Below are 12,388 nucleotides of genomic sequence, written 5' to 3'. Positions count from 1 at the left end.
GAACTGGCGGCATCGGCGGTACGAGAGGCGCCGCCCGCACCGGACGCGCGGCCGGGTCGCCTGAACCATGGCCGGACCACATGGCGTACGACCACACATGGCGGGACCACACAGAGCGCGCCCACACAGGGCGCGCCCACACAGAGTGGATCCACGGAGAGCGGGACCACACAGGGCGGGACCGCGCAGAGCGCGTCCACACAGAGCGCCGCCCCGTGGCGGCAGCGCATATGGGGTCGCGGCACATGGGGCCGGACCACATGGCGTACGGCCGCATGGCCTGCGGGCACATGGCGCAAGGACCAAGGCCGCCACAACCCACTGCGTACCGAACTGCTCGCCCAGCAGATCATCGGTGACCAGCTCGACCGTCTGGAGGGCGTCGGCTGGCGGGTGCTGCACTCGATTCCGCTGCCCGGCGCCGATGCCCGTATCGACCATCTCGCCATCGGCCCGGCGGGCGTACTGGCCGTCCGTACCCTGGCCGCCCACGGGCAGCGGGTGCGTATCGCCGACCCCATGGTCCGTACAGGCCGTTCCGCACCGCTTCCCCAGCTCCGCTGGGCTCGCCGCGCCGCCGAGCGCGCCTCGTACGCCCTGGCCACCGCCGTACGACCGGTCCTCGCCGTGGTCGACGCGTCCGAGCCGTCCTTCCGTACGGGCCGTACCGGCACACTCCCGTCCCCGCCGGACGTACGGATCCTGCGCGACACCGAGATCCCGTCGCTCGCGTCCCTCGGCGGCGTACTCAAACCGGCGGACATAGAGACCCTGTACGCGACGGCCCGCGACCGCCACACCTGGCTGTCGGTGTAGCGCGCGGTACGTGTGCGGCGCGCTGTACGTGCGGTACGCGCGTACCCCCGACCGCTGACCGGCCTGGGTCGTCGCGCGCGGGTCACGTGCACCCCGGGTCACGCCCCGGGCAGCGGGCCCGCGCGGTCGGGGTCGAGGAGCGGGGCGAGGAGGTCACCGTACCGTTCCAGCCGTCCCGCGATGTCCTCCAGCCGGAAGACGAGCTGCTCGGCGCCCGTGCAGTCCGTGATCTCGTCCCAGGTCACCGGCGTGGAGACGGTCGGTTCCGGCCGCGCGCGGAGGGTGTAGGGCGCCGCGGTCGTCTTCGCCGCGGCGTTCTGGCCGTGGTCGACGAAGACCTTCCGAGGCCGCAACGAGCGGGTCATCCGGTGCACTACCAGTTCAGGCAGCGCCGCCTCCGCCTCCACGGCCAGCCCCTTCGCGTACGCCGACACCTCCGCCGAGGGGGCCCGCTCCAGCGGTACGAGCAGATGCAGCCCCTTGGACCCCGAGGTCTTCGCGAAGGCCTCCAGCCCGTCCGCGCCCAGCCGCCCGCGCAGCCAGCGCGCCACCGCGCAGCACTCCACCACGGTCGCGGGCGCCCCGGGGTCCAGATCGAGGACCAGCCGGTCGGCGAGGCCGGGTGTGTCGGCCTGCCACTGGTGCGTATGGAACTCGACCACCAGGTTCGCTGCCCACATCAGCGTCGGCAGATCCTCCACCACCACCTGCCGGCCGCTGTCGGCCGTCTTCCGGGGCACCTCGGCGACCCGCGCCCAGTCAGGGGTGCCGGGCGGCGGGTTCTTGGTGAAGAACACCTGTCCGCCGGGCCCGTCCGGGTAGCGCAGGAAGGAGACGGGGCGGTTGGCGAGATGGGCCAGCAGAGGGCCCGCCGTACGGGCGTAATAGTGCAGGACCTCGCCCTTGGTGGTGCCCGTCGCGCCGTACAGCACCTTCTCCAGATTGCTGAGCGCCAGGCGCCGCCCCTCCACCACGGTGATCGGCGTCATACGATGAGAATCCCACAAAACTTCCCTATTAACGGACGAAAGGGATGGGCTGTGCGATCCATATGGAACGGTGCGATCTCCTTCGGCCTGGTCAGCATCCCGATCAAGCTGGTGAACGCCACCGAGAACCACTCCATCTCCTTCCGCCAGATCCACAAGGAGGACGGCGGCCGTATCCGCTACCGCAAGGTCTGCGAACTGGACGGGAAGGAACTGTCGACTGCCGACATCGGCAAGGGGTACGAGGACGCGGGCGGCACCATCATCCCGATCTCGGACGAGGACCTCGCCTCGCTGCCGCTGCCGACGGCGAAGACGATCGAGATCGTGTCGTTCGTCCCGGCGGACTCGATCGATCCGCTCCAGATGGACACGGCGTACTACCTCTCCGCGAACGGCGTGCCCGCGGCCAAGCCGTACGTCCTGCTGCGCGAGGCGCTGAAGCGCAGCGAGAGGGTCGCGGTCACGAAGTTCGCCCTGCGCGGGCGCGAGCGGCTCGGCATGCTGCGGGTGGTCGGCGATGTGATCGCGATGCACGGCATGTTCTGGCCGGACGAGATCCGCGCCCCCGAGGGCGTCGCCCCCGAGACCGAAGTGACCGTACGGGACGCCGAACTCGACCTGGCCGACGCCCTGATGGACACCCTCGGCTCGGTCGACCTCGACTCCCTCCACGACGACTACCGCGAGGCGGTCGAGGAACTGATCGCCGCCAAGGCCGAGGGCGAACCCCTGCCGGAACACGCACCGGCGGAGGGCGGCGGCCGGGTCATCGACCTGATGGCGGCCCTGGAGAACAGCGTCCGCGCGGCAAAGGAGGCCCGCGGCGCGGAGGACGAGGTCGCCGAGGTCACCAAGCTCCCCCCGAAGCCACGGAAGAAGGCCGCCACGAAGAAGCCGGCCCCCAAGAAGAAGCCCCGCTCCACAGCCTGACCCACCCCTGGAAATACCTGTTCACAGCCACCCCGCCGAAGCTGGTAGGGTTTCACCCGTCGCCACCACAGCGACTCGCCCCCGTAGCTCAGGGGATAGAGCAACGGCCTCCGGAGCCGTGTGCGCAGGTTCGAATCCTGCCGGGGGCACTCGCCAGCAGCCAGCGTCAATCATGCGCTGACCGGGGCGGATGCCGACATGAGAGGGCGGGAGTCAGTCTTACTGACTCCCGCCCTCTCTCGCTGTCTCTCAGTGTTCGCGACACGCCTCCGACACACCGGAGGGCTGTCCAGTCCGTTTAGGAGGTTGGCGGGTGCAGTTTTCTGCTTCATGAAACCCTGGACTCTGAGCGCAACCGACGAGACGAAGTGCAGCGCTGCTGGAACGGTGCACAAGGGCAGTTGCGCGCGCCTATCTCCTGACCTTTCTGGCAGACCGCACAGTGTGCGAGGCTCAAGGCTGGTCTACGGACATGTTGCCCAATGCCGATGTGAAGCCGGAAGTACTGGTGAAGCTTTTCCAGTACGGCGACCTTATCCACTGGGGCAAAGGTGCCGAGGAGCTCAGCCATTTCTACCGGGGATACTCTCTGCTTGCGAAGGCCGCGATATCGCCGCATCATAGTTGAGGTGGCGAACCGATGGAGCACACCACCTCAACTATAAAGCACCTAAACGGCGTCGCTAACGTCCTCAAGTGTTTTTACAAGACGCATGTTCGCGGCTTGCTCGTGGCCGTCGATTGAGTGGGGATGGACTTTTCGGTGATCTCCCGATCGGCGGCGAGCGGGAAGCTCGGCCGAGGACCTGTAAGAGCCATTCGTCCTCAGCAGATGGGCGTCGTCTGGTTCCTCAGAGGCCACGGCGATTCACGTACGTTCACGGAACCGGGTTTATCCCAGTTGGAATCAGGTTAGCCAACATGGCCCGAGTCTCGCGATCGGTCGAGTAAAGTACTGTGCCGACCAGTCCTCGCGTGAGTAGTACCTTGTATGTATTCCGCATAAGGTGGTCGAATTCTTTTGGCGTCGCCTTTTTGACGGTGTGATCCTTGCTGCCTTCAGGGACAGCACGCCACCTATTTCCTCGCCACACCAGGTCGGGACCGAAGATCACTCCGTTCCAGGCATACTCGAATCCTTGGGCCGTATAAATGCACCCGATCTGCCCGAAGCCTGACGGATCAGTGGCCCATAGCGAGGATATGGGTGCCCCATTTATGGGTTGCTCGCCCCTAAGGTTCCAGGGCCTGCGCCACGCCCCAATGGCCACGTCATCGACCAGGCTGCCGTCAATCCGCGGGTCGCTCCACTGCCAGCAGAAGCCGGCCGTCATGCGAGAGGTGTAGCCGGATTCCTGTCGGTCGCGTAGGTAGCTCTCCATCTCTTGGGGCGATTCGGCGACGAGCAACTCGAAGTTTTCCTCGGGCTGCCACGGAATCGGACCTCCGGGCTCAAGGCCGAGGAGACGGAGTACCCAGTGTTCGTAGGCACGGCTCCCGCCGCATCGGAACTGGTTGTTGAGATCGACATGGCGAACAATGCACCCGCGCGCGTGAGCAGCCTCGTCGATGGTCTCGACACGTCCCATCTCCCCTGGTCTCACGACCTGATGCTCGTCGAGCAGGAAGACGGGGACCCTGGCTGCGTCGATGAGTTCCTCCACTTGTCTTCGACTGCTCCGATGCCCGGCGTACGTGTCCCGCCTCGCGGACTGCTGGCGAATGCGATGGGCTTCGTCACAGATCAAGACGTCCAGCCCGTTTCGTTCGACATCTGAGAAGTCGAAGAAATACCGGAAGAGCTTTGGAATGCGTCCGTCCTTAGTGCCGACGATGTGTCGGAGAGTGGTGGTGAAGGACTTGGATCCGGTGGCGTGGACGACGCTTCGTCCGTTTCTCAGCAGGTGCCCCATTAGGTGCAGCGCAATGATGCTCTTGCCCGAACCGGGGCCCCCGGATATCACTATGACTTCTTTTTGGTCCGACTGTCGCGACAGGTCCGCTGCCCGCTTGACCAAGCGAGCCGCTACCTCTTGCTCATCCATCAGGAGGAATTCGCCGCCGTCGATTATCTCGGCAGCGGCGGCGCGCATCAGTTGACGACTTGGAGCATGGGGGCTGGTCAGGAGAGAATCGCCCTCTGGTGAACCATCCAAGCCAGAAAGGCGGGTCCGTAGATACTTAATAAGTTCCCCACGGGATGTATCTGTGAAAAGCTGCGCCCTGGCGTCGGGCAATCTGAATAGTTCACTGACATTCCGATCGACTGCGTAGTGTAGATAGGCCACGCCCGCGACAGCGTCCTCCTGAACACTGAGCACATTGGTGAAGTCCTGTAGGTAGTCGCAGTAACGGCTTACCTGAGCCACGGGATGTAGAGCCGGTCGATTGCCCATTCCCCCTACCAAGCAGAGGTTGTCGGTGCCCGGAACGAGTTGCGCTTCGCTCCACTGCTTGAGTTCGACGATGACGTAGGACGGTCTGCCCGTTGTGGGATGTGAGCCGGCGAGGACAACGTCTGCGCGCAAGCTGGTAAGGGGCAATTGGTGCTCGATCAGAACCTCGACGTCATCAAGCCCGGCGTCGCGCAGAACCTCTGCCAGGGCCGGGAGGCTGTTCTCCCACGAGCGGCGTTCACTGGACGACGGATTCTGGAAGAGCACGGAACGGTACTTCTGGGCGAGCCGCTCGAAGAGGACTCCGTCACTGCACTGATCGAACAATGCACGTGCGGACATGCGAAGAAGAGGCATCGACGATCTCCGTAAAAGCGTTGGACACGAAGGCGAGGGGGCTGGTGGGGACTCCTCGAACCGCCTGAAGGTGCATCCGGGCAGTCAGGCGAGTGGCAGCCGGTACTCGAAGCTCCGCGGCCTCAGGTCCTCCTCGGCCGGCGCCCAGTCATGTAGGTGCAACACCCTGCCGCCACTCGCCGTGTAGGGGGCGGTCCGCATATCCACCTTGATGTCGCTGACCACAAACAGGTCCACGCTGTTCCGCGGGTCCCGGGCATGCTCGACCTCATTGATCGTCAGGTCGACGCTTGTGGCCGCTCCCGTTGTCCCCTTCACCTCGACGCGGCGCTCCTCCCTGTCGCGAGTGCAGTGGAGGTCATACGGCTTGCCAAGACGTTCGACCGTCCAGCCATCTCTCTCGTAGTGAGCGACTGCCATGTCTTCCGCATGCAGTTCGATGGCCTTGCGCTTCTTGGGGTCGGAGACGAAGCCCGCTCCGCCGGAACCCTGCTTTGGTGGCTTGGGAGGTTTCACCTGTTCCGCAGTGAAGCCGGGTGTCCGGTTGAGAGCCACCATCTGCTGTTCGGACCAGTTCGTCGGGATCCCAGCCGCATCAAACAATGGCTGCGGATCCATGTTGACGAGCAGGCCTATGCCTCGCTGTGTCCCTGAAACACGTATGGCGTCGCTGGCGGCCAGTCCAAGAGCACCGTCCTCAGCGAGGGAGACGTCGTGGAGTACAGCCAACGGCTCGATACCGAAGCGCACCGGGTATTTGATGGTGTTCTCGGCTTCCTCGTCCGGCCAGTGAGGAGCCTCAGCCTCGTAGAAGTTCTCACGTACCTCGAAGAGGTACAGAGTGATCTTCTTGGTGCTCCACACGTCGAGTGGTACGCGCGGGCCCACTCCCGTGGCCAGCACGGCGAAGCGTGGCCTCGCAGACCGGTACTCGGGCTTCCACAGCGGGAACCCCCACGACCGGGTTTCGATCCCGTGTTGCAAGTTGCGCTGGGTTTCGGGCGCTTGGCCGACGTGGACCATCACGAAGGAGACTGTCCGCGACGGGCGGTGGAAGAGGGCAGCACCGTCTTCCTTGCTGTTGTCCCCGTGCCTCGACGAGTGCCTGCCTCTGTTCCCGTCTCCCTTCGCGCTGATCCCAACGATCGGCTGAGCCTCATGACCATTCCGCATGGCAATCAGATTTTCATATAAGCAAGGCCTGCGGTTGGCGACTTGGCGACACAGAGCGGGCAGCGATCCGCGGCGGTGAGCACGGTGGCGCCGGGCGGCAGGCGTAGGGCCCCTACGCTGCGGCTGGAACGCGGATCGACTACGTGGCTGCTCGACTCGCTGGGACGGTCATCGGAATCGTCAACTCACCGCCCATCGACGGCTCAGTCCGTCCCCGTGCCCCGCGTCCTCAGGTCAGGCGTTGTGCCCGGTCGGGGGTCTGTGCAGGTGGGCCGGGTGGGAGGTCAGTCGTTCGTGTGCGTTTGTTGGTCGATGATGGCGTGGGCCGTGCGGGCTGCTCGGGTTTCGGCTTCTGGGAGGCTGTTCTGGCCCGTGGGGAGCATGTTCTGCTGGAGGAACAGTGCGAACCCGTGTGCCGCCGCCGCGATGCGTACCAGCAGGTCGAAGGCCGCCGTCGGGTCCGTGGTGAGCTGGCCGGTGATAGGCATGAGGGTGTCGAACAGGTCCGTGCCCGCCTTGGCCAGTTTGGGGTGGCGGGACTTGTCCAGGCCGGCCAGGAACGTGATGTCGAACAGCGCGCGTTCCTCGGCCGCGAAGCGTACGTACGCCGCCGCGAACGCGGCCAGTTGTTCGGCGGGGTCGGTGGTTTTTGCGAGCGCGGCGGTGTAGCGGCGGTGCTGTTCCTCGTAGCCCTTGAGTGCCAGTGAAGCCAGCAGGGCGTCCCGGTCGGCGAAGTGTTTGTACGGTGCCGACACACTCACACCGGCGCGGCGGCACGCCTCGGCGAGTGTGAAACCGTGCGGACCCCGTTCTGCGACCAGGGCCAGCGCCGCCTGCTCCAGGGCGTTGCGCAGATCTCCGTGGTGCTGGCCGGTGGGGCGTCGTTTGACAGTCACGCCGCACAGGTTAACATCCTTCACCCAGAGGTGAATGGTATTCACCTCTGGGTTCGGGTGCGCGTTCCGATGTCCGAAGCGCCTCTCACCGGTCGTGCCGGTGAGAGGCGCGTGCTCTGGTCGTCAGTGTGCCGGAGCGGAAGCGGGCACCTCCACGCTCCATGAGCGGCGGGCGGCGATCGCCGCCCGCCAGGGTCGCAGCGTCTTCGGTGGCATGTTGACGGCCACCACACCGGCGACGCGGCTGCCGCGCCGGTACGCGACCAGGAAGCGGTCCGACCCGAGGTCGCCCTCGACGACGGCCGTCTCCTCGTGCCCGGCCAGATGGCCGTACGCCTGGATCTTCAGGCCGTACTGGTCGGACCAGAAGTACGGCACCGGCGCGAACGGCCGCCGGGCGGTGGGTTCGAGCAGGTTGCGGGCGACGGCCAGGCCCTGTTCGGCGGCGTTCGTACGGTGCTCGATCCGCATGGGTACGCCGAACAGCGGGTTGTGCCAGCGGGCCACATCGCCGACGCCATGGACGCGTGGTGCAGCCGAGCTGAACTCGTCGCACACCAGACCGTTGTCCAGGAGCAGTCCGCTGCCCCGCAGCCATTCGGTGTTGGCATGGGAGCCGATACCGACGACGACGTCCGGGGCCGCGATCTCCGAGCCGTCGGTCAGCCGGGCGCCGGTGAACTCGCCGTCGTGGCTGAGCACTTCGTCCACCGTGACTCCGGTACGCAGGTCGACACCGTGCTGACGGTGCGCCCGGGTCAGCGCCCGGCCCACCTCCTCGCCGACCGCGTGCGCCATCGGCACGGGTGCCGCCTCGACCAGTGTCACCGCGAGACCGAGGCTCCGTGCGGTCGCCGCGGCCTCGGCGCCGACGAAGCCCGCACCGACGACGAGCAGCCGCCCGCCGGGCCGCAGCCGCTCCTTCAGGGCGAGCGCGTCGTCCAGTGTGCGCAGGTGGTGGACCCCGTGCAGTCCCTCCGTACCGGGCAGCCGACGCGGCCGTACGCCGGTGGCGACGACCAGGGCGTCGTAACCGACGGCCGCCCCGCTGGCCAGCGTCACCGTACGCTCCGCAAGAGCGACGCCGGTGGCCGTCTGTCCGAGCCGCAGATCCACACCGAGCGCTTCGAGCCCGTCGGGGGAGCGCAACAGCAGTTTCTCCGCGGCCAGTCGGCCCGTGAGGAACCCCTTGGACAGGGGCGGCCGGTCGTACGGGAGGTGCGGTTCGTTCCCGACGACGGTGACCTCGCCCCCGTAACCCAGCCGGCGCAGCGCCTCGGCGGTGGCGAGGCCGCCCGCGGAGGCCCCGACGATCACCACCCGGCCGGGCACGGGGAGGCCGGCCGCGGACACCGTCTCCGGGCCGGGCGAGGCGCCGGAGGAGTCGGCGTCGTGGCTCATGACTCGGTCAGTGTGATCGCCGCGGCCGGACACACCAGTGCCGATTCGCGGACGCGGTCGGCGTATTCGGGCGCCGGGGACTCGTCCAGCAGGACGACCATCCCGTCGTCGTCCCGCTGGTCGAAGACCTCGGGGGCGATCAGGACACACTGCCCGGAGGCGACACACTTCGGGACATCGACTTCTACACGCATGTGCTTCTTCTCTTCGAGTGGGGGTGTGCGTACGGGGGGCGTACGGGGTGTGCGTACGGGTGTGCGTACGTGTGGTGACCGCGCTGTCGTACGGCCGTCCGTCACCAGGTGACCGGCATGACACCGGGGCCGTACGCCGCGGAGGTCTGCTTGAAGGTGACCTCCTGGCCCGGCGCGATCCGCAGTTCCGGAAGGCGGCGGAACACCGCGGGCAGCACGATCTGCAGCTCCATCCGGGCGAGCGGCTGGCCCAGACACTGGTGGATGCCGTAGCCGAAGGCCACATGCTGACGGGCGTTGACGCGGGCGAGATCGAGTGTGTCGGGATCGCCGAAGACATCGGCGTCGCGGTTGGCGGAGTTGAGCAGGATGACGATGCCGTCGCCGGCGGGGATCGTGACATCGCCGACGGTGATGTCCTCGGTGGCCACCCGCGCCAGTCCCGTGTGCGCGATGGTCAGATGGCGCAGCAACTCCTCGACGGCGTTGGCCAGTTCCTGCTTGCCCTGGTGGAGACGGGGAAGCTGGTCCGGGTTGTCCAGCAGCGCGAGGACGCCGAGCCCGATCATATTGGCGGTGGTCTCGTGTCCGGCGAAGAGAAGGAACGCCCCCACATCGGCGGCGTCCCGTGCCGAGAACGTACCCGCCTCGACCTGCTCCGCCAGCCTGCTGAGCAGATCGTCCTTCGGCTCCCGGCGCCGGTCCTCCACCAGCCCTTGCAGATAGTCGCCGAGTTCCAGGAGCGCGGCGCCCTTCTGCTCGCCGGTCACGGCGCTGTCGATCAGGACCTTTGAGCGTGACTGGAAGAAGTCGTGGTCGCTGTACGGCACACCGAGCAGCTCGCAGATCACCAGGGAGGGCAGCGGCAGCGCGACGGCCTCGACGAAGTCGGTGGGCCCGCCGTTCTCGACCATCTCGTCCATGAGCCGGTCGAAGATCCGTACGGTGGGCTCCCGCAGCGCCTCGATGCGCTTGACCATGAACTCGCGGGTCAGCGCACGGCGGAAGACGTCGTGCACCGGGTCGTCCTGGCCGAAGAAGTACCCGGGAGGCATCTCCGGGGCGTCGGCGACGGCGGACGGGTAGTTCGGATGCGAGGACCGGGAACTGACTCCGGTGCCGGCCAGTACGGTACGGGCGTCCTCCCACCGTGTGACCAGCCACGGGGTGGCCCTGCCGCCCCACAGGGACATCCGCGAGACGGGCGCCTCCTCGCGAAGCCGCGCGTACTGGGACGGCGGGTCGAGCGGTGTGTCCTTCTCCCGGTCCATGGAAAGTACGGGGAAGGAGCTGCCGGGGTCGGCCATGGTCGTTTTCCTTCTGTTGTGTGCCGTGCCTGTTGTGTGCTGCGCGGGGTGAGTGAGGGGCGGAGTGTGTGCTGTGCGGAGTGTGGGATGGGCGGCGGATGTCACAGCGGGGCCGTGTGGGCGGGTACGGCGTCGTCCTCGGCGGCGTCGGCCGACCCTGGGCCGCCGGACGCGGGCACTGAGGTTAATGCCGTTTACCTAGTGAATAGTGTTCACCTCGGGAGTGTGGCTGTCAAGCGCGGTGACCATCGGCGGGCCGGGTGTTGATCGCCTCGGCGGGAGTGCCCCTGGGGCGTGAACTCCGGCTTTTTTGAGGGCATTTGGCGATATGGCTCGATAGGCCTGGCTGTCTCGCGTACGGCGTCCTCGTACGAGCCGCTGTTGGAAGCTGCCCGTCGCCGTGGTCGACGCGCCGGCCGCGTACGGCAGCGCTGAGGACATCGCCGCGCGGGTCGAGGCCCGGCCGGCGGCCGGGGCGGACAACGTACCGCTCTACCCCCAGCCCATCGACGCCGATCCGATGCCCGCCTTCACGTCCATCGCCGAGGCCCTGCGTCTGGCGAGGCGCTGAACGACGAGGACTCTTCGAAATGTTTCGAAGCGGCTAGCTGGATTTTGATCTCGGCGTGAGAGCTTCCTCTGTGCGTGCTTTGATTCGGTCGGTCAGATATGGCATCTGAGCTGTATGAATGCTCGCCCGCCGCATGTCAGGCTCCGCGAATATTTCGCATTCGTTGCCGAAACTATTGACAGCCGACAGGGCCAGTTCAACACTGTCGCCGTTGGTAGAGCTCGACCACTGCCGATGGTGGCCGCCACCGACGACCCACCGCACCGTGCAGACGCATGTCACGCTGCCCGGCCCCCGTCGGCCTCATGAGGACGAGGAGGAAGCACGTACATGAACGACGCACCCGCACGTCCGACGCGCCGCGCGCTCGGCCGCTTCGCGCCGGCTCGCCGCTTCAGGCTGTTCATCAGCAGTGCCTGCACTCTGTTACTGGTCGCCGTGGCCGCGATGACCATGCCTGGCACCGCCAACGCCGACACGGTCGTCACCACGAACCAGACCGGCACCAACAACGGTTACTACTACTCGTTCTGGACCGACTCACAGGGCTCGGTCTCCATGAACCTGGGGTCCGGCGGCAACTACAGCACCTCATGGAGCAACACCGGGAACTTCGTCGCCGGCAAGGGCTGGAGCACCGGCGGGCGCCGGAGCGTGACCTACTCGGGCACCTTCAACCCGTCCGGCAACGCGTATCTGGCTCTCTACGGCTGGTCGACGAACCCGCTGGTGGAGTACTACGTCGTCGACAACTGGGGCACGTACCGGCCCACGGGAACGTACAAGGGCACCGTCACCAGCGACGGCGGTACGTACGACATCTACCAGACGACGCGCTACAACGCCCCCTCCATCGAGGGCATCCGGACCTTCAACCAGTACTGGAGCGTCCGGCAGGCGAAGAGGACCGGCGGAACCATCACCACCGGCAACCACTTCGACGCCTGGGCCCGCGCCGGGATGAGCCTGGGCACCTTCAACTACATGATCCTCGGCACCGAGGGCTACCAGAGCAGCGGCAACTCCAACATCACCGTGGACGGCACCGGTTCGGGCGGTGGCGGTGGAGGCGGTGGTGGCGGATGTACGGCGACGTTGTCCGCGGGTCAGCAGTGGAGTGACCGGTACAACCTCAATGTCGCGGTCAGTGGTTCCAGTACGTGGACGGTGACGATGAACGTGCCGTCGCCGGCCAGGATCCTGTCGACCTGGAACATCAGCGCCGCTTATCCCAACTCCCAGACGCTGACCGCCAAACCCAACGGCAGTGGCAACAACTGGGGTGTCACCATCCAGCACAACGGCAACCAGACCTGGCCAACAGTCTCCTGCACCACGACCTGACCCCGAATCCC

General features: G+C 66.5%; 11 protein-coding genes and 1 tRNA gene. 5 read left to right on the top strand and 7 right to left on the bottom strand.

Features of this window, described 5'->3' with window-relative positions; all coding sequences use genetic code 11:
• Positions 1-3 precede the first annotated feature (3 nt).
• Positions 4-816, top strand: a complete 813-nt coding sequence (locus KQY30_RS11010) for a nuclease-related domain-containing protein (RefSeq protein ID WP_217310971.1) — start codon at positions 4-6, stop codon at positions 814-816.
• A 98-nt stretch (positions 817-914) separates the two neighbouring features.
• On the opposite strand, the gene ligD is transcribed toward KQY30_RS11010, so the two are convergent.
• Positions 915-1,805 carry a non-homologous end-joining DNA ligase gene (ligD, locus tag KQY30_RS11005; protein WP_217306680.1) on the bottom strand — a complete coding sequence of 297 codons (891 nt, stop codon included), beginning with the start codon at positions 1,803-1,805 and terminating at the stop codon, positions 915-917.
• Positions 1,806-1,856: 51 nt separating this feature from the next.
• Between ligD and KQY30_RS11000 the strand changes: the two genes are divergently transcribed.
• The gene (locus KQY30_RS11000; RefSeq protein ID WP_217306679.1) at positions 1,857-2,738 is read left to right on the top strand and encodes a Ku protein; all 882 of its coding nucleotides are present in this window, start codon (positions 1,857-1,859) and stop codon (positions 2,736-2,738) included.
• Positions 2,739-2,815: 77 nt separating this feature from the next.
• Positions 2,816-2,887: transfer RNA gene (locus KQY30_RS10995), tRNA-Arg, on the top strand.
• Positions 2,888-3,616: 729 nt separating this feature from the next.
• Here KQY30_RS10995 and KQY30_RS10990 read toward each other — a convergent pair.
• The 6 genes from KQY30_RS10990 to KQY30_RS10965 all read right to left on the bottom strand — a co-directional run bounded on the left by KQY30_RS10990 (position 3,617) and on the right by KQY30_RS10965 (position 10,462).
• The gene (locus tag KQY30_RS10990) at positions 3,617-5,491 is read right to left on the bottom strand and encodes a DUF2075 domain-containing protein (RefSeq protein WP_217306678.1); all 1,875 of its coding nucleotides are present in this window, start codon (positions 5,489-5,491) and stop codon (positions 3,617-3,619) included.
• Between the two features lie 84 nt (positions 5,492-5,575).
• Positions 5,576-6,664, bottom strand: a complete 1,089-nt coding sequence (locus KQY30_RS10985; protein WP_217306677.1) for a DUF3883 domain-containing protein — start codon at positions 6,662-6,664, stop codon at positions 5,576-5,578.
• Between the two features lie 284 nt (positions 6,665-6,948).
• Complete coding sequence (locus KQY30_RS10980) at positions 6,949-7,560, bottom strand: TetR/AcrR family transcriptional regulator (protein ID WP_217306676.1); 612 nt, start codon at positions 7,558-7,560, stop codon at positions 6,949-6,951.
• A 123-nt stretch (positions 7,561-7,683) separates the two neighbouring features.
• Positions 7,684-8,961: an NAD(P)/FAD-dependent oxidoreductase gene (locus KQY30_RS10975; RefSeq protein ID WP_217306675.1), complete on the bottom strand. Its 1,278-nt coding sequence runs from the start codon at positions 8,959-8,961 to the stop codon at positions 7,684-7,686.
• Positions 8,958-9,155, bottom strand: a complete 198-nt coding sequence (locus tag KQY30_RS10970) for a ferredoxin (RefSeq protein WP_217306674.1) — start codon at positions 9,153-9,155, stop codon at positions 8,958-8,960. The genes KQY30_RS10975 and KQY30_RS10970 overlap by 4 nt, the downstream gene beginning before the upstream one ends.
• Before the next feature lie 101 nt (positions 9,156-9,256).
• Positions 9,257-10,462 carry a cytochrome P450 gene (locus KQY30_RS10965; protein ID WP_217306673.1) on the bottom strand — a complete coding sequence of 402 codons (1,206 nt, stop codon included), beginning with the start codon at positions 10,460-10,462 and terminating at the stop codon, positions 9,257-9,259.
• Between the two features lie 400 nt (positions 10,463-10,862).
• Between KQY30_RS10965 and KQY30_RS10960 the strand changes: the two genes are divergently transcribed.
• Complete coding sequence (locus tag KQY30_RS10960; protein ID WP_217306672.1) at positions 10,863-11,033, top strand: hypothetical protein; 171 nt, start codon at positions 10,863-10,865, stop codon at positions 11,031-11,033.
• 330 nt (positions 11,034-11,363) lie between these two features.
• Positions 11,364-12,377: a glycoside hydrolase family 11 protein gene (locus tag KQY30_RS10955; protein WP_254407067.1), complete on the top strand. Its 1,014-nt coding sequence runs from the start codon at positions 11,364-11,366 to the stop codon at positions 12,375-12,377.
• Positions 12,378-12,388 lie beyond the last annotated feature (11 nt).

Source organism: Streptomyces sp. GMY02 (assembly GCF_019056675.1).
Taxonomy (GTDB): domain Bacteria; phylum Actinomycetota; class Actinomycetes; order Streptomycetales; family Streptomycetaceae; genus Streptomyces; species Streptomyces odonnellii.
The sequence above is the reverse complement of the archived record's forward strand: the minus strand, read 5'-3'. Positions and strand labels throughout refer to the sequence as shown.